This is a genomic window from Streptomyces sp. 4N124, from assembly GCF_052245395.1.
Taxonomy (GTDB): Bacteria; Actinomycetota; Actinomycetes; order Streptomycetales; family Streptomycetaceae; genus Streptomyces.
Genome location: NZ_JBQQBS010000042.1, coordinates 26,511 through 48,450 on the forward strand (window position 1 = coordinate 26,511; position 21,940 = coordinate 48,450).

Annotated in this window: 19 protein-coding genes, 1 tRNA gene and 1 pseudogene; 9 read left to right on the forward strand and 12 right to left on the reverse strand. The window is 69.7% G+C overall.

Annotation, left to right across the window (positions count from 1 at the left end):
• Positions 1-15 precede the first annotated feature (15 nt).
• The 4 genes from ACTWQO_RS33100 to ACTWQO_RS33115 all read left to right on the forward strand — a co-directional run bounded on the left by ACTWQO_RS33100 (position 16) and on the right by ACTWQO_RS33115 (position 2,768).
• Positions 16-1,278, forward strand: a complete 1,263-nt coding sequence (locus ACTWQO_RS33100) for a helix-turn-helix domain-containing protein (protein WP_443241063.1) — start codon at positions 16-18, stop codon at positions 1,276-1,278.
• 132 nt (positions 1,279-1,410) lie between these two features.
• Complete coding sequence (gene orn / locus ACTWQO_RS33105; RefSeq protein WP_443241064.1) at positions 1,411-2,013, forward strand: oligoribonuclease; 603 nt, start codon at positions 1,411-1,413, stop codon at positions 2,011-2,013.
• A gap of 115 nt (positions 2,014-2,128) precedes the next feature.
• Positions 2,129-2,201: transfer RNA gene (locus ACTWQO_RS33110), tRNA-His, on the forward strand.
• 66 nt (positions 2,202-2,267) lie between these two features.
• Positions 2,268-2,768: a GNAT family N-acetyltransferase gene (locus tag ACTWQO_RS33115; protein ID WP_443241065.1), complete on the forward strand. Its 501-nt coding sequence runs from the start codon at positions 2,268-2,270 to the stop codon at positions 2,766-2,768.
• Positions 2,769-2,770: 2 nt separating this feature from the next.
• Here the strand turns inward: ACTWQO_RS33115 and ACTWQO_RS33120 are convergent, their stop codons facing one another.
• Entirely contained in the window at positions 2,771-3,826 is a 1,056-nt protein-coding gene (locus ACTWQO_RS33120) for a LacI family DNA-binding transcriptional regulator (RefSeq protein ID WP_443241066.1), read from the reverse strand.
• 329 nt (positions 3,827-4,155) lie between these two features.
• Here ACTWQO_RS33120 and ACTWQO_RS33125 point away from each other — a divergent pair, with 329 nt between their 5' ends.
• The 4 genes and pseudogenes from ACTWQO_RS33125 (at position 4,156) to ACTWQO_RS33140 (ending at position 9,012) form a co-directional block, all read left to right on the forward strand.
• Positions 4,156-5,478, forward strand: coding sequence for an ABC transporter substrate-binding protein (locus tag ACTWQO_RS33125; protein WP_443241067.1), 1,323 nt, complete (start codon positions 4,156-4,158; stop codon positions 5,476-5,478).
• Positions 5,475-6,503 (forward strand): carbohydrate ABC transporter permease, encoded by a 1,029-nt coding sequence (locus tag ACTWQO_RS33130; protein WP_443241068.1) that lies wholly within the window; start codon positions 5,475-5,477, stop codon positions 6,501-6,503. The genes ACTWQO_RS33125 and ACTWQO_RS33130 overlap by 4 nt, the downstream gene beginning before the upstream one ends.
• On the forward strand, positions 6,500-7,399 hold the full coding sequence (locus ACTWQO_RS33135; protein WP_443241069.1) for a carbohydrate ABC transporter permease: 900 nt from the start codon (positions 6,500-6,502) through the stop codon (positions 7,397-7,399). Before ACTWQO_RS33130 ends, ACTWQO_RS33135 begins: the two co-directional genes overlap by 4 nt.
• A 185-nt stretch (positions 7,400-7,584) precedes the next feature.
• Positions 7,585-9,012, forward strand: a pseudogene (locus ACTWQO_RS33140) (GH1 family beta-glucosidase).
• 68 nt (positions 9,013-9,080) lie between these two features.
• On the opposite strand, the gene ACTWQO_RS33145 reads toward ACTWQO_RS33140, so the two are convergent.
• From ACTWQO_RS33145 to ACTWQO_RS33190, 10 genes are all read right to left on the reverse strand, one after another.
• A complete protein-coding gene (locus ACTWQO_RS33145; RefSeq protein ID WP_443241070.1) occupies positions 9,081-11,090 on the reverse strand; it encodes a beta-galactosidase in 2,010 nt (669 codons plus the stop codon).
• A complete protein-coding gene (locus ACTWQO_RS33150) occupies positions 11,087-12,400 on the reverse strand; it encodes a glycoside hydrolase family 36 protein (RefSeq protein ID WP_443241071.1) in 1,314 nt (437 codons plus the stop codon). The genes ACTWQO_RS33145 and ACTWQO_RS33150 overlap by 4 nt, the downstream gene beginning before the upstream one ends.
• Positions 12,401-12,422: 22 nt before the next feature.
• Positions 12,423-13,307 carry a carbohydrate ABC transporter permease gene (locus tag ACTWQO_RS33155; RefSeq protein ID WP_443241072.1) on the reverse strand — a complete coding sequence of 295 codons (885 nt, stop codon included), beginning with the start codon at positions 13,305-13,307 and terminating at the stop codon, positions 12,423-12,425.
• Entirely contained in the window at positions 13,304-14,284 is a 981-nt protein-coding gene (locus ACTWQO_RS33160; RefSeq protein WP_443241073.1) for a carbohydrate ABC transporter permease, read from the reverse strand. Before ACTWQO_RS33160 ends, ACTWQO_RS33155 begins: the two co-directional genes overlap by 4 nt.
• Entirely contained in the window at positions 14,281-15,594 is a 1,314-nt protein-coding gene (locus tag ACTWQO_RS33165; RefSeq protein WP_443241074.1) for an ABC transporter substrate-binding protein, read from the reverse strand. Before ACTWQO_RS33165 ends, ACTWQO_RS33160 begins: the two co-directional genes overlap by 4 nt.
• Positions 15,595-15,716: 122 nt before the next feature.
• Positions 15,717-16,004, reverse strand: coding sequence for an SH3 domain-containing protein (locus tag ACTWQO_RS33170; RefSeq protein ID WP_443241075.1), 288 nt, complete (start codon positions 16,002-16,004; stop codon positions 15,717-15,719).
• Positions 16,001-16,399, reverse strand: coding sequence for a hypothetical protein (locus tag ACTWQO_RS33175; RefSeq protein WP_443241076.1), 399 nt, complete (start codon positions 16,397-16,399; stop codon positions 16,001-16,003). The genes ACTWQO_RS33170 and ACTWQO_RS33175 overlap by 4 nt, the downstream gene beginning before the upstream one ends.
• A 158-nt stretch (positions 16,400-16,557) precedes the next feature.
• Positions 16,558-18,015, reverse strand: a complete 1,458-nt coding sequence (locus ACTWQO_RS33180; RefSeq protein ID WP_443241077.1) for a glycoside hydrolase family 18 protein — start codon at positions 18,013-18,015, stop codon at positions 16,558-16,560.
• A gap of 246 nt (positions 18,016-18,261) precedes the next feature.
• Entirely contained in the window at positions 18,262-19,638 is a 1,377-nt protein-coding gene (locus ACTWQO_RS33185; protein WP_443241078.1) for an ATP-binding protein, read from the reverse strand.
• Positions 19,635-20,333, reverse strand: a complete 699-nt coding sequence (locus ACTWQO_RS33190; protein WP_301981285.1) for a response regulator transcription factor — start codon at positions 20,331-20,333, stop codon at positions 19,635-19,637. The genes ACTWQO_RS33185 and ACTWQO_RS33190 overlap by 4 nt, the downstream gene beginning before the upstream one ends.
• 110 nt (positions 20,334-20,443) lie before the next feature.
• Between ACTWQO_RS33190 and ACTWQO_RS33195 the strand changes: the two genes are divergently transcribed.
• Positions 20,444-20,962, forward strand: coding sequence for a hypothetical protein (locus tag ACTWQO_RS33195; protein ID WP_443241079.1), 519 nt, complete (start codon positions 20,444-20,446; stop codon positions 20,960-20,962).
• A 92-nt stretch (positions 20,963-21,054) separates the two neighbouring features.
• On the opposite strand, the gene ACTWQO_RS33200 is transcribed toward ACTWQO_RS33195, so the two are convergent.
• Entirely contained in the window at positions 21,055-21,924 is an 870-nt protein-coding gene (locus ACTWQO_RS33200) for a spermidine synthase (RefSeq protein WP_443241080.1), read from the reverse strand.
• Positions 21,925-21,940: the final 16 nt, after the last annotated feature.

A 21,940-nucleotide genomic window follows, 5' to 3' on the forward strand; every position in this document is an offset into this window, starting at 1 on the left:
GGGGGGCTTAGCAGTATGAGCCACGACTCCACTGCCGCGCCGGAAGCCGCGGCCCGGAAACTTTCCGGGCGACGCCGCAAGGAGATCGTCGCGGTGCTGCTGTTCAGCGGCGGCCCCATCTTCGAGAGTTCCATACCGCTGTCGGTGTTCGGAATTGACCGTCAGGACGCCGGCGTACCGCGCTACCGACTGCTGGTGTGCGGTGGCGAAGAAGGACCGCTACGGACCACGGGGGGCCTGGAGCTCTCCGCACCGCATGGCCTGGAAGCGATCTCGCGGGCGGGCACGGTCGTCGTGCCTGCCTGGCGCTCGATCACTTCCCCGCCACCGGAGGAGGCGCTCGACGCCCTCCGCCGGGCACACGAAGAGGGCGCCCGCATAGTAGGGCTGTGCACCGGCGCCTTCGTACTGGCGGCGGCGGGCCTGCTGGACGGCCGCCCCGCGACCACCCACTGGATGTACGCGCCGACGCTGGCCAAGCGCTATCCGTCGGTGCACGTCGACCCACGGGAACTCTTCGTGGACGACGGCGACGTACTGACGAGCGCGGGCACCGCGGCCGGAATCGACCTGTGCCTGCACATCGTGCGGACGGACCACGGCAATGAGGCGGCGGGCGCGCTCGCCCGGCGCCTGGTGGTCCCACCGCGCCGGAGCGGCGGGCAGGAGCGCTACCTCGATCGATCTTTACCAGAGGAGATCGGCGCCGACCCGCTGGCCGAGGTCGTCGCCTGGGCGCTGGAACATCTCCACGAGCAGTTCGACGTGGAGACGCTCGCCGCGCGCGCGTACATGAGCCGTCGTACGTTCGACCGCCGGTTCCGCTCGCTGACGGGAAGCGCCCCGCTGCAGTGGCTGATCACGCAGCGGGTGCTCCAGGCGCAGCGTCTGCTGGAGACGTCGGACTACTCGGTGGACGAGGTCGCGGGCCGCTGCGGCTTCCGTTCGCCGGTGGCGCTGCGCGGGCACTTCCGCCGCCAGCTCGGCTCGTCGCCGGCGGCGTACCGGGCCGCGTACCGGGCGCGCAGGCCGCAGGGCGAGAAGCCGGTGGACACCGACGGAGCGCCGGCTTCGACCGGTTCACCGGGCTCCGCGAGCCCGGCACCCGCGCTCCATCCGGAAGGCCCCGGCCCGGTCCCGATGCAGACCCGCCGTACGGCGGCGGCGAGCGCGGTCGGACCGTCGCCGTCGATGGCGGCGACCGCGTCCGGCGAGCACGTCCGTGAGGCGTACGTGGGAAGCCGGGCGACGTTGCCGGGGCAGCGCAGCGGATCGTAGGCCGATGTCCGATGGTGGTGAGGGGCGGGAATCTCCACGCCTGGGGGTTTCCGCCCCTCACCATCGCGCCCGGCGCGAGCCTGGCGCCACCGCGGGGCCCTCATAAGCGGAGGTCGGCTTTAGGGTGGTCGCATGAACGATCGTATGGTGTGGATCGACTGCGAGATGACCGGCCTCTCGCTGTCCGACGACGCGCTCATCGAAGTGGCCGCCCTCGTCACCGACTCCGAACTGAACGTGCTCGGCGAGGGTGTGGACATCGTCATCCGTCCGCCGGACTCGGCGCTGGAGACGATGCCGGACGTGGTGCGTCAGATGCACACCGCCTCCGGACTGCTCGACGAGCTCCCGGCCGGTACGACATTGGCGGACGCCGAGGAGCAGGTGCTCGCCTACGTCCGGGAACACGTCAAGGAGCCCGGCAAGGCCCCGCTGTGCGGCAACTCCGTCGGCACCGACCGCGGTTTCCTCCTGCGGGACATGCCGAAGGTCGAGGAGTACCTCCACTACCGCATCGTCGACGTGTCGTCGATCAAGGAGTTGGCCCGGCGCTGGTATCCGCGGGCGTACTTCAACAGCCCCGAGAAGAACGGCAACCACCGCGCCCTCGCCGACATCCGCGAGTCCATCGCGGAACTGCGCTACTACCGCGAGGCCATCTTCGTCCCTCAGCCCGGTCCCGACTCGGACACGGCGAAGACGATCGCCGCGAAGCACGTTCTGCCTGCTCAGTAAGCAGGTCAGGGGCCTTGAGGGGGGCGCCGCGAAAGCCAGGCGCGAGCACCCCTTCGGACCCTGTACACTTTTTCTCGGCCGGTCGGGGAGAAAACTCGTCGAACCGCCGGTCATGGTGGGTGTAGCTCAGCTGGTAGAGCACCTGGTTGTGGTCCAGGATGCCGCGGGTTCGAGTCCCGTCACTCACCCTGAGCAATCAGCCGGTGACTTCGAGAAATCGAAGTCACCGGCTGGTTCCGTTTCCGGGGGGCCTGTTGTACAGCGAACCGATCCGCACCGCCCGCCTCGACCTCCTCCCCCTGCGCGTCGAGCACGCACCCGAGATGGCCGCCGCACTCTCCGACCCGGCCCTGCACACCTTCATCGGCTCCACCCCGAGCACCCCCGAAGCCCTCCGCACCCGCTACGAACGCCTCGTCGCCGGCTCCCCCGACCCGGCCGTCTCCTGGTGCAACTGGGTCCTGCGCCACCGCACCGACTCCCACCTCATGGGCACGGTCCAGGCCACGGTCACGGGACCGACCGCGGAGATCGCCTGGGTCGTGGGCACGCCATGGCAGGGACGCGGTTACGCCTCCGAGGCGGCGCGAGGGCTCGTGAGCCGGCTACGGGAGCGGTCCCCGGCGCTCACGGTGATCGCCCACATCCACCCGTCCCACCACGCCTCCGCTGCCGTGGCCAGGGCCGCCGGCCTGTCTCCCACGGACGAGGAACACGACGGCGAGATGCGGTGGCGGCTCTCCCCGCACCGATGACGTCACGACGACGTACGCGGCACCAGCTCCGTCGCCAGGACCAACTGGCGGCGCTCCAGGCCTCGGGAGGCCGGCGGGCGGCGGTCGGCTATTTCGGTGAGGAGGAGGTCGATCATGGTGCGGCCCATTTCCTGTATGGGCTGGCGGACGCTGGTGAGGGGTGGGTCCATGTGGCGGGCGATGGCGGAGTCGTCGTAGCCGACGAGGGCGACGTCGTCGGGGATGCGGCGGCCGGCCTCGCGGAGGACCTGGCGGGCGCCGGCCGCGGTGACGTCGGAGGCGGCGAAGACGGCGTCGAGGTCGGGGCAGCGGTCGAGGAGCGCGGCCATCGCCCGGTGGCCGCCCTCCTCCGTGAAGTCGCCGGGTTCGATGAGGCGATCGTCGGCTTCGTGGCCCGCGTCGCGCAGGGCGTCGCGGTAGCCGTCGACGCGGCGCTGGGCGCCGTAGACGTCCTGGCGGCCGGTGATGTGGGCGATCGTGCGGCGGCCGCCGGCGAGGAGGTGCTCGACGGCTGAGCGGGCGCCGCCGTAGTTGTCGGAGTCGACCGAGGTGAGCGTCTCGGCGGCCGACCTGGGGCCGCTGATGACCGCGGGTATCTCCAGTTGGGCGAGCAGGTCGGGCAGCGGGTCGTCCGCGTGGACCGAGACCAGCAGGACGCCGTCGACGCGGTGGGCGGCGAGGTACTGGGCCAGGCGGGCACGCTCCCGGTCGCTGCCCGCGAAGATCAGCAGCAACTGCATCTCGGTGTCGGAGAGTTCGGCGCCGACGCCCTTCAGGATGTCCGAGAAGTACGGCTCCGAGAAGAAGCGTGTCTCCGGCTCGGGGACGACCAGGGCGATCGCGTCCGTCCGGTTCGCGGCGAGGGCGCGGGCGGCCGTGTTCGGGACGTAGCCGAGCTCCGCGACCGCCGCCTCGACGGCCGCACGGGTGGCGTCGCTGACCCGGGGCGAGCCGTTGATCACCCGGGAGACCGTGCCCCGGCCGACTCCGGCGCGGGCGGCGACCTCTTCGAGGGTGGGCCGGCCACCGCTCCGGCCCCGCGCTCCATGGATTGCCATGTGGCTCCGCCTTTCCGCCGTCACCGCGCCGGCCTGGAATCTAACAGTCCCGGCTGGGATGGTGACCTTCCGAGCCGCCGCCCCGACGGGCCGGGCCCTCCGCCGAGGTCCAGTTAACGTCCCGATAACTGAACGCATCTCTCCGCGCCCGCTCCCTTGACACCCCCGCTCGGACCGACGAGTCTTCAACACATCACCTGTGGGAGCGCTCCCACAGTACCTGACACATACACATCCCGCACGTTCCCCGCCCGAGCCGCAGCGAGAACCAACGGGCCCAACAGTGCAGTTGGCCGGGGGGTCGGCACGTCAGGCAACAGGAGGACGCAATGCGCACGAGTACCCGCCGGTCCCGCAGGCTGTCGGCCCTCGCGGTCGCCGCCGCGCTGACTACGGGCCTGCTGGCCGGCTGCGCCGAGGACTCGGACGACCCCGGCTCGAACGAGGGCGGTGGCAACTCCGAGGGCAAGACCACCTTGACCGTCGGCACGTTCGGCGTCTTCGGCTACAAGCAGGCCGGACTCTACGACGAGTACATGAAGCTCAACCCCGACATCAAGATCAAGGAGAACGTCACCACCCGGACCGACGTCTACTGGCCGAAGACGCTGACCCGGCTGCAGGCCGGTTCCGGCACCGACGACATCCAGGCGATCGAAGTCGGCAACGTCACCGAGGCCGTGCAGACGCAGGGCGACAAGTTCGTCGACCTCGGCAAGGAGGTCGACAAGTCGCAGTGGCTGGACTGGAAGAACGCGCAGGCCACCACCGCGGACGGCAAGCTGATCGGGCTCGGCACCGACATCGGCCCGATGGCGATCTGCTACCGCAAGGACCTGTTCCAGAAGGCCGGCCTGGAGACGGACCGCGCCAAGCTCGCCGAGCAGTGGAAGGGCGACTGGAGCAAGTACGTCGACCTGGGCAAGCAGTACATGGAGAAGGCGCCGAAGGGCACCAAGTTCGTGGACTCCGCCTCCTCCGTCTACAACGCGGTCCTCAACGGTGAGAGCGAGCGGTACTACGACAAGGGCGGGGACGTCGTCTGGGACAAGTCCTCGGGCGTGAAGAACGCCTGGGACGTCGCCATGGAGGTGGCGACGAGCAACATGTCGGCGAAGCTGAAGCAGTTCGACAAGCCGTGGGACCAGGGCTACGCCAACGGCACCTTCGCGACGGTGGCCTGCCCGGCCTGGATGATCGGCTACATCCAGGAGAAGTCCGGTGACTCCGGCAAGGGCAAGTGGGACGTGGCGGCGGCGCCGACCGCGTCCAACTGGGGCGGCTCGTTCATCGGCGTACCGACGGCGAGCAAGAACCAGAAGGAGGCCGTCGCGCTGGCGAAGTGGCTGACAGCGCCCGAGCAGCAGGCGAAGGTCTTCGCCAAGCAGGCCAGCTTCCCGTCGACCCCGTCGGCGTACTCGAGTCTGAAGCCGGCCGCCGAGACCCAGGCGTTCTTCTCCAGCGCGCCGATCACGGACATCTTCTCGGCCTCCGCCGAGACCATCCCGACGCAGATCTTCGGCGTCAAGGACCAGCCGATCAACACCGCGCTGACCGACATCGGCATCCTCCAGGTCGAGCAGAAGGGCGCCTCGCCCGATGAGGGCTGGGACGCCGCGTCCGAGGAGATCAAGGACGTGCTCGGCCAGTGACAAGCTCCAAGCAGGCTCTCGCGCACACCGCGTCGAGTGCCGAGGCCGCGCCCGGCGACAAGCCGGGCGCGGCCCGGGGCGCTCACGGTCGCGGTACGCCGCCCCCGGGCCCTGGTTCCTGGCGGAGCCGGCTGTACCGCTGGGACATGAAGGCGTCGCCGTACGCGTTCATCGCCCCCTTCTTCATCGTCTTCGGGGCGTTCAGCCTCATCCCGCTGCTCTACACGGCCTGGTATTCCCTGCACAACGTGCAGCTGTCCGACCTGGACAACCAGAAGTGGGCGGGCCTGGACAACTACCAGAACCTGCTGTCCTCGGACTTCTTCTGGAACGCCCTGTGGAACACCTTCACCATCGGCGTGATCTCGACCGTGCCGCAGCTGATGATGGCGATCGGCCTGGCGCACCTGCTCAACTACCGGCTGCGCGGCTCGACGATGTGGCGGGTCGTGATGCTCACCCCGTACGCCACCTCGGTGGCGGCGGCGACGCTGGTGTTCGTGCTGCTGTACTCCTGGGACGGCGGCGCGATCAACTGGGCGCTCGGCGGCATCGGCATCGACCCGATCAACTGGCGTGAGTCGGACTGGGGTTCGCAGTTCGCCGTGTCGTCGATCGTGATCTGGCGGTGGACCGGCTACAACGCGCTGATCTACCTGGCCGCGATGCAGGCGATCCCGGCCGACCTGTACGAGTCGGCGTCGATCGACGGCGCGAACCGCTGGCAGCAGTTCATCCATGTGACGATCCCGCAGCTGCGGCCGACGATCCTGTTCACGGTGGTCGTCTCCACGATCGGCGCGACCCAGCTCTTCGGTGAGCCCTTGCTCTTCGGCGGGGTCAGCGGCTCCAAGGGCGGCTCCGACCACCAGTACCAGACGCTCGGTCTGTACATGTACGACCAGGGCTGGATCATCGGCAACCTCGGCAAGGCGTCCGCCATCGCGTGGTCGATGTTCCTGATCCTCGTGATCATCGCCGTGATCAACCTGCTGATCACCCGACGTCTGAGGAAGTCCCAATGACCACAAGTGAACTGACGCGACCTCAGACACCGGTGAAGAGCGACGGGCGAAGGCGCTCCCGGATCATGGGCGCCGGCAAGCAACTGCACGCGGGGCCGGTCACCTACATCGTCCTGACCGTCTTCGCGCTGGTCTCGCTGGCCCCGCTGGTGTGGACGGCGATCGCCGCCTCGCGCACCGACCGGCGGCTCGCGGAGACCCCGCCGCCGCTGTGGTTCGGCGGGAACCTGTTCAAGAACATGGAGACGGCGTGGGAGGAGGCGGGTCTCGGCACGGCGATGTTCAACACGACGTTCGTGGCGGGCACGATCACCGTCTCCACGGTGCTGTTCTCCACGCTCGCCGGGTTCGCCTTCGCCAAGCTGCGGTTCAAGTTCTCGGGTGTGCTGCTCCTGCTGACCATCGGCACGATGATGATCCCGCCGCAACTGGCGGTCGTACCCCTGTACTTGTGGATGGCGGACCTCGGCTGGTCGAACCAGCTGCAGACGGTCATCCTGCCCACGCTGTGCACCGCGTTCGGCACGTTCTTCATGCGGCAGTACCTGGTGCAGGCGCTGCCGAGCGAGCTGATCGAGGCGGCGCGGGTGGACGGGGCGAGCAGTCTGCGGGTGGTGTGGCACGTGGTCTTCCCGGCGGCGCGGCCCGCGATGGCCGTACTCGGCCTGCTGACCTTCGTGTTCGCCTGGAACGACTTCCTGTGGCCGATCATCGCGCTCAACCAGGAGAACCCGACCGTGCAGGTCGCCCTCAACTCCCTCGGTACCGGCTATGTCCCCGACCAGGCAGTGATCATGGCGGGCGCGCTGCTCGGCACGCTGCCGCTGCTGATCGCCTTCCTGCTGTTCGGCAAGCAGATCGTGGGCGGCATCATGCAGGGCGCGATCAAGGGGTAACGCTCCGCTGGGTGGTGCCGGGATGTGTCGTTTTTCGCCTGCGGCGCCGTCGTGGCTTGTCGCGCAGTTCCCCGCGCCCCTGACGGGGCGCTACAGCTCAGCTCGGGGGCCGAGTCACCGCCGTCTCGACCCCCTTCCCCCCTTCCCCCTACTCCGGTCTCACGACCCGTCTTGGGAGCGCTTCCATGCCTGAGCCCGAAACGCCCGTCTCCTTTCCTCCCGCCTTTCTCTGGGGCGCGGCGACCTCCGCGTATCAGATCGAGGGGGCGGTGCGGGAGGACGGCCGCACGCCCTCGATCTGGGACACGTTCAGTCATACGCCGGGCAAGACGGCCGGCGGTGAGCACGGTGACATCGCTGTCGACCACTATCACCGGTACCGCGACGACGTCGCGATGATGGCCGACCTGGGCCTGACCGCGTACCGCTTCTCGGTGTCCTGGTCGAGGGTGCAGCCGACAGGCCGGGGCCCGGCCGTCCAGAAGGGCCTGGACTTCTACCGCCGGCTGGTGGACGAGTTGCTGGCGGCCGGCATCAAACCGGCCCTCACCCTCTACCACTGGGATCTGCCGCAGGAGCTGGAGGACGCGGGCGGCTGGCCGGAGCGGGACACGGCATTCCGGTTCGCCGAGTACGCGCAGATCGTCGGCGAGGCGCTCGGCGACCGGGTGGAGCAGTGGATCACCCTCAACGAGCCCTGGTGCAGCGCGTTCCTCGGCTACGCGTCGGGGGTCCACGCGCCGGGCCGCACGGACGCGGCGGCGTCGCTGAAGGCGGCGCACCACCTGAACCTGGCGCATGGCCTGGGTACGTCCGCTCTGCGTACGGCGATGCCCGCCCGCAACTCGGTGGCGGTGAGCCTCAACTCCTCGGTGGTCAGGACGGTGTCCGAGGACCCGGCCGACCTGGCGGCAGCGCAGAAGATCGACGACCTGGCCAACGGCGTCTTCCACGGCCCGATGCTGCACGGCACCTACCCGTAGACGCTGTTCCCCGCCACGTCGTCGCTCACCGACTGGTCGTACGTCCTGGACGGCGACCTGGCCCTGATCAACCAGCCGTTGGACGCGCTGGGCCTGAACTACTACACACCGGCGCTGGTTTCGGCCAGGGAGGCGGACGCGAGCGGCCCGCGCGCGGACGGCCACGGAGCAAGCTCGTTCTCGCCCTGGCCGGCCGCGGACGACGTCGCCTTCCACCAGACCCCGGGCGAGCGCACGGAGATGGGCTGGACGATCGACCCGACCGGCCTGCACGACCTGATCATGCGCTACACGCGCGAGGCACCGGGTCTGCCCCTGTACGTCACCGAGAACGGCGCGGCGTACGACGACAAGCCCGACCCCGACGGCCGCGTCCACGACCCCGAGCGGATCGCCTACCTCCACGGCCACCTGACCGCCGTACGCCAGGCGATCACCGCCGGCGCCGACGTCCGCGGCTACTACCTGTGGTCCCTGATGGACAACTTCGAGTGGGCCTACGGCTACGGCAAGCGCTTCGGCGCGGTCTACGTGGACTACTCGACGCTGGAGCGGACGCCCAAGTCGAGCGCCCTGTGGTACGGGGAAGCGGCGCGCACGGGGAGCCTGCCGGCCATACAGGGGGACTGAGCGGGGGGGGCGGGGCGCGGCATGCGGTGGGGGCATGCCGCGCCCCGGTCTGTTCAGTGGGGCTGCCTTCAGTGGGGCTGCCGTACCACCGCGATCTCTCCCGGCGGCACCTCGACCGTGCCCGATGTGACCGGCTTCCCCGTGAGGAGTTCGGTGGCGTCGGCGGAGACCGGGACGTCGGCTCCCTTTCCAGCGTGATCGATGAGGAAGAGGTAGTCGGCGTCCGTGCCCCGTCGCAGCACCGCCTCGATGCCCTCGGGGACGGCGTCCAGCACCGGCCGTACGCCCGCCTCGTCGCGGATGCGGTCCAGGAGGGCGGCGAGGGTGTCGGGGTCGGGGCGGGTGGAGACGTACCAGGTCGTCCCCGTGCCGTGGGAGTTGCGGGTCACCGCCGGGACACCGGCCAGGGCGCCGTCCGCGTACGACGCCACCGCCTCGGCGCCTTCCAGGCGGACGCGTTCCGACCACAGGGTGGCGGTCGCGTCGCCGCCGAGGCCGACCTTCTCGCCCGGCAGCAGCGGGAAGAGTTCGTCCGTGCGGACGCCGAGGGCCTCGCGGAACGCGCCGGGGTAACCGCCCAGCCGTACATGGCAGTGCTCGTCGACCATCCCGCTGTGGAAGCCGACGGCCAGCGTGCCGCCGCGTTCGGCGAAGGCGGTGAGGTTGGCGGTGCCCGCGTCGTCGACCAGGTAGAGGCTGGGGGCGAGGACCAGGCGGTACGACGACAGGTCCGCGTCCGGGCGTACGAAGTCCACGGCGACGTTCGCCCGCCACAGGGGCTCGTACCAGGAGCGGACGAGGTCGAGATGGCGGACCATCTCGCTGGGCTGGGAGGGGAGTTCGAGGGCCCAGCGGGCGTCCCAGTCCCACACGACGGCCACGTCCGCCGTGCCCGTGCTGCCGCGTACCTCCGCCAGTGCCTTGAGGTCGGCGCCGAGCCGGACGACGTCACGCCAGATCTGGCTGTCCGTGCCCGCGTGCGGCAGCATCGCCGAGTGCCACTGCTCGGCGCCCGCCTTGGCGGCCCGCCACTGGAAGTAGGCGATGCCGTCGGCGCCATGGGCGACATGGGCGAGGGCGTTGCGGCGCGACTCGCCCGCGGTCTTGGCCCGGTTGACCGGCTGCCAGTTCACCGCGCCCGTCGAGTGCTCCATCAGCAGCCAGGGGCCGCCCGCGAGGGAGCGCATCAGGTCGCCGCTGAGGGCGATGTCGATCTCCGACTCGGGGTCGGTGGAGCGGAGGTAGTGGTCGTTCGAGACCACGTCCAGCTCCGGGGCCCAGCGCCAGTAGTCCAGGGCGTCGAAGTTGTACATCACCATGAAGTTGGTGGTGGCCGGCAGGGACGGGGCTGCCTCCCGCAGGACGTCCCGTTCCGCCTTGTACAGCGACAGCAGCTCGTCGCTGCAGAAGCGACGCCAGTCCAGCTGATGGGTCGGGTTGGGGACGGCGCCCGTCGCGCGGGGCGGGATGATCTCGTCCCAGTCGTAGTACCACTGGCTCCAGAAGGTGGTGCCCCAGGCGTGGTTGAGGGCAGCCAGGTCGTCGTCGTACTTGTCCCGCAGCCATACGCGGAACGCCGCCGCGCTCCCGTCGCAGTAGCACTCCGCGTTGTGGCAGCCGTACTCGTTGTGGACGTGCCACATGACCACGGCCGGATGGTCGGCGTACCGCTCGCCCAGCGCGCCCGCGATCCGCAGGGCGGCCTCACGGTAGGCGGGGCTCGAAGGGCAGAACGTCTGGCGGCTGCCGTACGACAGCCTGCGCCCGTCCTTGTCGACGGGCAGCGTCTCCGGGTGCTTGCGGAAGAACCACGCCGGGGGTGCGGCCGTCGGGGTCGCCAGGTCGGCGGCGATGCCGCCCGCGTGGAGCAGGTCGAGGATCTTGTCCATGCGGGAGAAGTCGAACACGCCCTCGGACGGTTCGAGCAGCGCCCAGGAGAAGATGCCGACGCTGACCATGTTGACGCCGGCCTCGCCCATCAGACGTACATCCTCGGCCCAGACCTCCTCGGGCCACTGCTCGGGGTTGTAGTCGCCGCCGTAGGCGATGCCCGGGACGTTCAGTGCACGCTTGGTCATCGGGCAACTCCGCCCAGGAGACGGCGTGTTGTGGTCACGCCCCACTCGTCGAGCGACAGCAGCCGGTCGCTGGACGCCATCAGGCCGCCCGTCGCCTCCACGTGCGCCGCCCAGCGTTCGCGGGTCTCGACCGCCGGGCGGGCCATCAGGCAGTCGGGGTCGTTGATCCACAGGCGGCCGTGCTGCCACTGCCGTCCGACGCCGGTGAACTCGGCGGCGTCCTGGCCGGGCTGGCTGTAGTCGTCGGCCTTGGGGCGGCGGTACGGCGCGGTGTCCGCGCTGACGCGCATCGCGTCGAACAGGCCGATGGAGGGGAGGATCGGGGCGCCGCAGCCCAGCAGGTATGCCTCCTTGCCGATCGCCTCGCGGATGAGGGTGATGCCCTCGCGGTACGCGGTGAGCGGGTCCGCGCCGGAGTGCCGTACGCCGTCCAGGGCGCCCGCGTAGAGGAAGTCGACCTTGAAGTAGTCGTAGCCCTCGGCGCGCAGCGTGGTGAACACGTCGATCAGGTAGGCCGCCGCCTCCGGGTGGGTGACGTCCAGGACGTACAGGTCGTGGCCCCAGTTGACGCCCGCGTGCAGGGGCGCGCCGTCCGCGTCGCGCACCAGCAAGTGGGGTTTTGTGGTGGCCAGTTCACTGCTCGGGTCCACCAGGAAGGGTGCCGTCCAGATGCCCGCCCGGCGGCCCCGGGCGCGGATCGCGTCGGCTATGCCCTCGCGGGAGCGGAAGCGGCCGGAGAGGGTGAGCCAGTCGCCCAGCTTGCTCTGGTAGCCGTCGTCGATCTGGACGACGTCGATGGGCAGGTCGAGGGTGTCCATCGCACGGAGGTTCTCGTGGATGTCGTCCTCGGTGACGTCGGTGAAGTACTCGTACCAGGAGCACCAGACGGTCGGCGCCGGGCGCGGGGCCCGTACGTCCAGACCCTCGGCCCAGTCGGCGAGCACGGACTGTATGGACGTCCCGGTCAGCAGCTTCACCGGGCCGTCGGCGCTGATCTCCGCCTGGTCGCCCTGGACGGTCAGCCGGATGGACGGGACCGAGTGCTGCGGGTCCGGCGCCGCCCACAGCCGGACCGGTGGTCCGTCGCCCGGGTCGAGCGCCAGCAGCCCCTCGCCCTGGAAGGTCCCTGCGGGGACGGTGACGCCGGGGCGGTAGCAGACCGTCGCCCAGTTGTCGTTGGTCGGGCGGTGGGGGGTGTCGCCGAGGGCGTAGGCGCCGCTGGGGCTCCAGGACTGCCAGCCCTCCTCGTGGACGCGGGCGGTGCGCGGGTCCACGGGGACGGTGGCGACCGGGGTGAAGGGGTTGTGCACGGGGTTCTCTTTCGGGAGGGGGTCAGCCCTTGTTGGCGCCGAGGGTGAGGCCGCTGACGAACTGCCGCTGGAGCACGAAGTACACGATCAGCGTGGGGATCGCGGTGAGCAGGGCGCCGGCGGCGACCAGGTTGGGGTCGGTGAAGTACGCCCCGGTGAGGTTGTTCAGCGCCGAGGTGATCGGCATGTTCTCGCCGGTGGAGATCAGGACGAGGGCCCAGAAGAAGTCGTTGTAGATCCAGATGGACAGCAAGGTCGCCAGGGCCGCCATCGCGGGACGGCACAGCGGCAGCACGATCTGCCAGTACATGCGCCACACCGAGGCGCCGTCGACCAGCGCGGCCTCGGTCAGCTCGTGCGGCAGCGAGCGCATGTAGTTGCTCAGCACGAAGGCGCAGAAGCCGGACTGGAACGCGACATGGATGAGGACCAGGCCGAGCGCGGAGTCGTACAGCTTGCCGGACATGGTGATACCGGGCAGGTCGATGAGCAGGTACAGCCGGTACAGCGGGGTGATGATGACCTGCTGCGGGAGCAGGTTGCCGGCCGTGAAGACGAGCAGCAGCGCGATGTTGAGGCGGAAGTCGAAGCGGCTGACGTAGAAGGCGACCATCGACGACAAAAACAGCGTCACCAGCACCGCCGGCACGGCGATGATCAGCGTGTTGACGAAGTAGTGGCCCATGTCCGACTGCGTGAACGCGTTGGTGAAGTTGTCGAAGTTCAGCGTGTCCGGCCAGGACACGTATCCCTTCTCACTCGTCTCCGCGTACGGCCGCATCGCCGAGTACAGCGCCCACAGCAGCGGCGCGAGCCAGGCCAGGGAGGCACCCGCGAGGAACAGGTGCAGCAGGATCCGGGCGGGGCGGATGGGCGTACGGGGCTTGGTCACGACGGTGGTGCTCATGCGCGCCGCTCCTTCCGGAAGGTGGCCACCAGGTACGGAATGATCACGACGAGGGAGATCAGCAGCAGCACGACCGCGATCGCGGAGCCGTACCCGATACGGCTGGACTCGCCGATGATGTTGTTGGTGACCAGGATCGAGAGCAGCTCGGTGCCCTCGGCGCCCTTGTTGAAGACGAAGACCAGGTCGAAGGCGCGCAGGGCCTCGATGATGGTGACGACGAGGACGACCGTGTTGGTGGGGCGCAGGGTCGGGAAGATGACGTTCTTGAACGTCTGCCACTCGTTGGCGCCGTCCAGTGCGGACGCCTCCCGCAGGGAGGGGTCGACGCCCTTCAGGCCGGCCAGGTAGAGGATCATCATGTAGCCGGTGTGGCGCCAGGACGCGGCGATGAGGATGGCCCAGAGGTTGAGGTCCGGGTCGCCGATCCAGTCGATGTACTTGCCCGGCTCGTTGGCCCCGATGATGCTGTTGATCAGGCCGGTGTCGGGGTTGTAGATCAGCTGCCAGACGAAGCCGATCACGGCCATCGACATGACGACGGGCAGGAAGAACGCCGTCTGGTAGACGCGGCTGAAGCGGATCTTCTTGTCCAGCTGCACGGCCAGGAACAGGCCCAGCGGCGTGGGGATCGCGATCAGGACGACGAACCAGATGACGTTGTGCTGGACGGCGGGCCAGAACTGCGGGTTCTGCTCGAACAGTTCCTTGAAGTTCTGCAGCCCGACCCACTGGATCGAGTCGAAGCCGATGCCGTCCCAGGTGGTGAAGGCCAGCGCGATCGAGGCGAGGGCGGTGACCCAGACGAGGGCGATGTGCAGGATCGTCGGCAGACCCGCCATGAAACCGAGGGTGATCCGGTCACGGCGGGTGAGCAGACGGCGGTGGCCGTGGGGGGCCTTGGGGGGTGCGGGGGCAACGCCCGAAGGCGGCACGGCGGCCGCCTCCGGGATCTCCTTGGTGGTTTCGGTTGTCATGACTGGGCGAAGATCGTCTTCTTCTGGCGCTCGATCGAGGACAGCAGGCTGTCGACGCCCTTGGGGTCACGGATGAACTTCTGCAGCGCGGGCTGCATCACCGTCGAGGTGAAGTCCGGGCGGCTGTCGCGGTCCATGAACTGCGTCAGGGACTTGGCGCCGGAGATCATGTCGTACGCCTTCTTCTGGATGGCGGTGTACGACGACGTGTCGGCCTTGGTGGAGGCGTGGACCACGCTCGGGTCGGACTTGAGGTAGATGTCCTCGGCGTCCGGGGTGCCCAGGTACTCCAGCAGCTTGACGGCCTCGGCCTTGTTCTTCGGGCTCTTGCTCATCATGAAGCCGTCGGTCGGCGCCTCGACGGTGTCCTGCCCGTACGCCGGGTCGATCTCCGGGAAGGCGAAGAAGTCGAGGTCGTCGAGGGCGGCCTTGTCGGTGAACTGCTGGGCCACGAAGGTGCCCAGGATGTACATGCCGGCCTTCTTGGAGGCCAGGGTCTGGGCGGCGTCCTGCCAGGTGCGGCCGACGGCGCCTTCCTGGTGGTAGGGGAGGATCTCGGCCCACAGGTCGAAGACCTTGCGCACCTTGGCATCGGTCCAGGACGCCTTGCCCGCCATCAGCTCGACATGGAAGTCGTAGCCGTTCTGGCGGAAGTTGATCTGGTCGAAGGTGCCGAGCGCGGGCCAGGCGTCCTTGTCGCCGAAGGCCATCGGGACCAGCTTGTCCTTCTGCATCTGCTTGCACAGCGCGACGAAGTCGTCCCAGGTGGTGGGGACTTCATAGCCGTACTGCTGGAAGACGCTCTTCCGGTAGAAGACCGCCCAGGGGTACGAGTACAGCGGCACGAAGTAGTACTTGCCGTCCTCACCCTTGCTGAGCTTCTGCATCGCCTCGGGGAAGTTGGCCCCGATGGTCTGCCACACGTCGTCGATCGGGGTGGCGAGGCCCTTGGCCGCGAAGAACTGCATCCGGTACCCGGCGAACCAGGTGAACACGTCGTCCGGCGTGCCCTGGAGGTAGGAGTTGATCTGCTCCTGGAAGGTGTTGGAGTCCTTGGTGTTCACGTCGACCGTGATGCCGGACTTCTTCTTGTAGGCCGCGTAGATGTCGGCGAACGCCTTCTTCGGCACCGGGTCCGACGCCTTCGAGCCCAACGACACCGTCTTCGGGTCGGCGGCCGTACCACTGCCGCCGCACGCGCTGAGCAGGGGTATGCCGGCACCGAGCACGGCCGCGCCGCCTATGCCGCGCAGCAGGGTGCGGCGGCTGGGCGTGGGGAGGGCGAGGCCCGAGGGGGAGAGATCGTGCATGAACGGCTCCAGGGGTGAGGGTTCGACCATGAGCGAGCCGCATCGAGTTCCGTCGTAATCACTCAGAAACCAACTTGACCGAACATGGGTGGCGTAATAACAGCCGTATGTCCGGTCATGCGTCAAGGGTTTGTGGCCCCAGTTGTCGAAACGTAATCGACATCACCGGGCGCCCCATGGGTGACCGACAGGGGACCCATAGGGGGACGTATGGGACGCGCGGCTAAGCACGCAGTCGTGACGACCGTCTCGGCGTCGCCGGTCAGTGCCGTTGCGGTGACCCAGCCCGTCTCCCCGTTCGTGCGGAGCAGCTTGATCCAGATGTCGCTGGTCCTGCCGTGCGCGGTGACGTTTTCGCCGCGCTGGGCGCACAGGGCGTCGTAGTCGAAGCCCGCGTCGATGTTGCTCACCTCAACGCCGGTGCGACTGGGGTCCGAGCGCACGGGGGCATAGGCCGCGCCGTGGACGGTCGTGGTGCAAGGGGGGCGGGGAGTCCGTGGGCGCGGTGGGGGCGGTCTCTGTCGGCGGCGGAGCGGTGGCGGTGTCCGTCGGGGACGGCTCCTGGGGAGTGGCCGCCACATGGACCGTGGCCGCCCGCGCGGATCTCCACGCGTACGACCGTCCCGTCCTCCGGCTCGGCCACGGTATCCGCGACGGCGTCCCCGGCCGACACCTCCGGCAGCTCCAGCTCGGTGGTCTCGCCCGGCTCGGTGTCCGTGGCGTCAAGGCGGAAAATGCCGCCCTGCACGAAGTTTTTCGCCACCGAAACGGTGATCTTTCCGGAGCCGTCGAGCGTGAATGTCACCGGAGCGAACGTCGGGGTGAAGGAGGCGGAGGAATTCCCACAACCCGCCGCACCCAGCGATTCCCCCAGGTGCGCACCGTTGGTGCACACACCCTGACGCGGCACCCCGTGGAGTGCCGCGCCCGTGAAATCACGCCGGTGTTTTCCTGACCGAACCGCTACTTGTACGCGGCGAACGCCTTCGAGAACGCGTGCTCGTCCTGGACGATCGAGCTGCAGGTCGCGTCGGCGGCGGGCTTGGCGCCGCCCGGGCACTGCTTGTCGCGGGTCGCGGACCACATCGACAGCCAGCCGAGGCCCTTGGACTGGGCGAAGTTCACCAGCTGGGTGGCGTCGTCGACCTTGAAGATCTCGGACACGACGTCGTTGACGCCGATCATCGGGGTGACGGCGACCGTTTTCCAGGCCGCGCTGTCGGAGAGCCCGAGGACGCTCTTGACCTGGGCCTGGGTGGCGGTGGCGGCCTGCTCGGCGTAGGTGCCCATGTCGTCGCTGTACGCCGGTCCGTAGTCCATTGCCATGATGTTGACCGTGTTGATGTCGACGCCGTTCTGCTTGGCGTCGGACAGGAGGTCGACGCCCGGCTGGGTCAGGCCCTCGGGCATCACCGGGAGGGTGAAGGACACGTCCAGGTCGGGGTGGGCCTGCTGGAGCTTGGCGATGGCCTGGGCGCGGCGCGTGTTCGCCGCCTTGTCCGGCAGCGCGCCGCCCTCCACGTCGAAGTCGACCTTGGTGAGCTTGTAGGCGTCCACGACCTTGCCGTACGCCGCCGCCAGTGCGTCCGCCGACGAGCAGGTCGTGGCCAGCTCGGAGCCCGCCGCGCCGCCGAAGGAGACCCGGACGTCGCCGCCCTTCGCTCGCAGGTCGCCGATCTGCGCGGCCACCGCGTCGCTCGCCAGGTCGCTCACACCGCCCCACTTGGGTGTGCAGCCGCCGCCGTCGGTGATGAAGGCGAGGTTGTAGTCCTTCACGCCGGTGGCCTCGGCGGTGCCGACCAGGTCGAAGGCCGGATAGAGGGAGGTGTCCACGTACGGGGCGAAACCGGAGCCGGCGGTGGTGCCGTTGCCGGTGCTCTGCGAGGGGGAGGCAGTGGCGGTGGCGGTCTGGGTGGGCTTGGCCGTCGGGGTCGGGCTCTGCGTGGGGGTGGAGGTCTGCGTCGGGCGTCCGCTCGGCTCGGGCGTGGCACCGTCGTCCGCGGAGCACTTGGCGCCGTCGATCAGACAGCCGGTCGGGGCGCCGGTGCCGTTGACGACGAAGCCGACGGTGATCGACTCGCCGGCCGCGAGCCCGTCCTTGTCCCAGGACGGCGGCTTCACGGTGACGCGCCGACCGCTCACGCTCGACTCGGCGTTCCACAGCGAGCTGAGCTTGCTGCCGGACGGCAGGTCGAACTCCAGCGCCCAGTCGCTCTTCGCCTCGCCGCTGTTGTTCGTGACGACGTACTGCGCGGTGTAGCCCGTCGACCAGTCGCTGGTCTTGGTGTAGGCAGCGCCGACACCAGCCGCCTGCGCGGTCCCGGTGAACAGGACCGCGCCGCCACCGACCACGGCCGCCGCGACCAGACCGCCGATCGCCTTGTTCCTGCCACTGATCTTGCGCCGGTGCGTGCTGCTCATGCGCGTGCCTGCCTTCGCTGTTCACGGGGTGGGGGTGCGGCAGCACGCTAGCGATCCGGAATCGGGCAAAGCGCCTGATCCGGACGGGGGTTGGGGATCTTAGGACTCGCTTAAGGAGGGGATCGGGGACGGTTAAAGGTCGAGACCAATCCGGCCCTGAAGGCCGAGACCACCCACCCCCCAAGGACAAGGCCAACCCACCCCCAAAGGGCAAGCCAGCCCGTCCCCATGAGAGCCGACGGACGTTCACTTCACGGAAGCCGACCGCCTCCGCCGCCGTACCGTCCCCCGATGCCCTCTCCGCTCCGGCGCCCGCCCGTCCAGCTGGATCCAGATCCGCACCTCCGTGCCGCCGAGCACCGAGGAGCCGATGCGTACATCGCCGCCCGTCGACTCGGCGAGGCGCCGCACGATGTCGAGCCCGAGGCCGGTCGAGCCGGCGCTTCCCGAGCCGCGCCCGCGGGCCATCGCGGCCTCGGGGTCGATGATGCCGGGGCCCGCGTCGGAGACGAGCACGATCACCGCGTCCTCGCCGTTGTGCACGTCGACCGCGAAGGCCGTGCCCTCGGGGGTGTGCCGGAAGACATTGCCGAGCAGGGCGTCCAGCGCGGCCGCCAGATCCGCCCGGGCCACGGGTATCCGCACCGGCCGGTCGACTCCGGCCACCCGCACCTTGCGCCCCTCGTCCTCGGCGAGCGCCGACCAGAACCCCATCCGCTCCCGCACCACCTCGGCCGCGTCGCACCCGGCCCCGGCACCTGGCGCCGCGGTCTGCGGCTTGGCCTCCCGTGCCGTCTGGATGATGGTGTCGACCTCCCGCTCCAGCTGCGCGACGGCGGCCCGTGTCTGCTCGGCGGCGGGCCCGTCCCCGAGTGAGGCGGCGTTGAGGCGGAGCACGGTCAGCGGCGTGCGCAGCCGGTGGGACAGATCAGCCGCCAACTCCCGCTCGTTCGCCAGCAGTTGTACGACCTGGTCGGCCATGGAGTTGAACGCGACCGCCGCCAGCCGCAGTTCGGTCGGCCCCTCCTCCGGCACCCTGGAGCCCAGCTTCCCCTCCCCCAGTTCATGCGCGCCCTCGACCAGCCGCTGCGCGGGCTGCACCATGCGTACGCCCAGCCGGTCGGCGACCGCGACCGAGCCGACGATGAGCGCGACGCCCACCGCGGCGAGCACGGCCCAGGCGGTGTCGACGCCGTTCGTCACCTCGGACTCGGGGACGTACACCTCGACCACGGCGATCTCACCGGAGCTCAGCGCGACCGGCTGGAGCAGCGTGGAGCCACCGGGCACCTCGGTGGTGGAGGCGCGGCCCAGCTTCCGTACGGTCGCGATGTCCTCGTCGGCGGCGCGCTGCTTGCCCAGGCCGACGGCGGCGGCACCGTCGGAGGCTGGTATGTGCACGGCCATCCCGGCATCCGAGCCCGCGGAGGCGACGACGCGCTCGAGCTGGTCGCGGTCGGTGGTGATGGACAGCGCCGGGGCCACGGCCGCGGCCTCCCGCTCGGCGTTGGAGAACGCGCGGTCCCGGGCCATCTCCTTGATCACGAGGCCCAGCGGCACCGCGAAGGCGACCACGACCATCGCGGTGACCGCCAGCGAGACCTTGACCAGTGCCCACCTCACGGCTCCACCCCTGGTGGCTCCAGCTTCACACCGACCCCGCGCAGGGTGTGCAGATAACGCGGTCGCGCCGCCGTCTCCCCCAGTTTCCGGCGCAGCCACGACAGATGGACGTCGATGGTCTGGTCGTCGCCGTACGACTGCTGCCACACCTCGGCGAGCAGCTCCTTGCGCGGGACGACGACACCGGGCCGCCCGGCCAGGAAGGCGAGCAGGTCGAACTCGCGCCGGGTCAGGTCGAGGCGTACGCCGTCCAGCTCTGCCTGGCGGCGCAGCGGATCCACGGTCAGCCCGCCGACGCGGATCACGGTGGACGGGGGTGCCTCCCCCGCCGCCGCACGGGACCGCCGTAGCACCGCGGCCATCCGGGCGGAGAGGTGGTCGACCGAGAACGGCTTGGTCAGGTAGTCGTCCGCGCCCGCGTTCAGCAGCCGGACGATCTCCGTCTCGTCGTCCCGCGCGGTGGCGATGATCACCGGGACATCGGTGATGCCGCGCAGCATCTTCAGCGCCTCGGACCCGTCCAGATCGGGCAGACCGAGGTCGAGGATGACCACGTCGAAACGGAAATGGGCGACCTCGCGCAGCGCCTCAAGCGCGGTGCCGACGCTGCGCACGGTGTGCGCGGCATCGGTCAGATGCCGGATGAGGGCCGAGCGTACGAACTGGTCGTCCTCGACCACGAGCACACTTGCCATGCGCCGCACCGTACGCCATGCGATGGACACCGGTCCGGCGCCTGTGGATAACTCCAGGCGGTGTGCCTCCGGGCGACACCGGTGGGGCGCGTGAGGCAGTATGGCCCGCGATGCGCAGGGGTCTCATACACGTACTCGCGTGGACGCTCGCCACGGGCGCGGCGGTCACGCTGTCGTGGTGGGGTGTCCACACGGTGATGGCGGGCACGGCGTACGACCCGCCGCGCGCCCTCCCCATCACGTCCGGCGACGCGACCACGCAGGAGTCGAAGCCGCTGGCCTCCTCGACGGCGCGGGCGGAGCGGACGCGGACTCCGTCGAGCGAGCAGCCGTCGACGCCGAAGCCGCGTGCGACGCCCTCGGCTTCGGCGTCGACGCAAGCGCCCAGCCCGTCGCCCACCGCCTCCGGCCGGGTCAAGAGCTACGACACCGAGGGCGGGCGGGCGGTCTTCGACCTGGGGGATTCTTCCGCGACGCTGGTGTCGGCTTCGCCGGCCGCGGGGTGGTCGATGCAGGTGTGGAAGACGGAGACGTGGATTCGGGTGGAGTTCGCGAAGGGGGCGGATCGGGTGTCGGTGTTCTGTACTTGGCACGACAGTGCGCCTCGGGTGGAAATCGGTACGTATTAGCTCCGCTGGTTGGGCTGGTTCGTCTGCGGGTTCGTGGGGGCTTGTCGCGCAGTTCCCCGCGCCCCTATCGGGGCGCTTTACCTCACCGGCGTTCAGCGGAACACCGAAGGCGGTGGTGCCGGAGACGCTACCGCCACCGCGTCCGTCACCGGTGTGGCTCCTCCTGTGAAGTCGGTCAGGGGTTTGCCGTGTTCGACTCGGGCCGGGTGGGGGTCGGAGGCGGCTCGGCGGGTCAGTTCGGGGATCGGGAGGGGGTGGTCGGAGGCGACCAGCACCGCGTTGCCGAAGCGCTTTCCCCGCAGCACCGTTGGGTCGGCCACCAGTGCCAGCTCCGCGAAACGGGCGGCGGCGGTGGCGATCTGGCCCCGGAGATGGGTCAGCGGCGGGCCGTCCGCGAGGTTGGCGGCGTACCAGCCTCCCGGTCTGAGCGCCCTGCGTACCTCGTCGAGGAACTCGGTCGAGGTGAGGTGGGCGGGTGTGCGGGCCCCGCTGTACACATCGGCCACGATCAGGTCGGTCCATCCGTCGGGCACCTTGGCCAGCCCCTCCCGCGCATCCACGGACCGCACCCGGATACGGGCCCCCGGCTCCAACGGCAGCTGCCTGCGCACCAGTTGTACGAGGGTGGCGTCCCGCTCGACGACCTGCTGGGTCGACCGGGGCCGGGTGGCCGCGACATAGCGGGCCAGCGTCAGCGCCCCACCGCCGAGATGCACGACGTGAACGGGGCTGCCGGGCGGGGCGACCAGGTCGACGACGTGTCCGAGCCGCCGCTGGTACTCGAAGGAGAGATGGGCGGGGTCGTCCAGGTCCACATACGACTGCGGCGCCCCGTCGATGAGCAACGTCCAGCCCCGGGTGCGATCCCGATCCGGTATGAGCTCGGCCAGCCCTCCGTCCACGGCCTCGACGACAGCCGCATCCCCCACACCACGCCGCCGCGAGCTCCTGGACTTTCCCATTGGGCCATTATCGGCG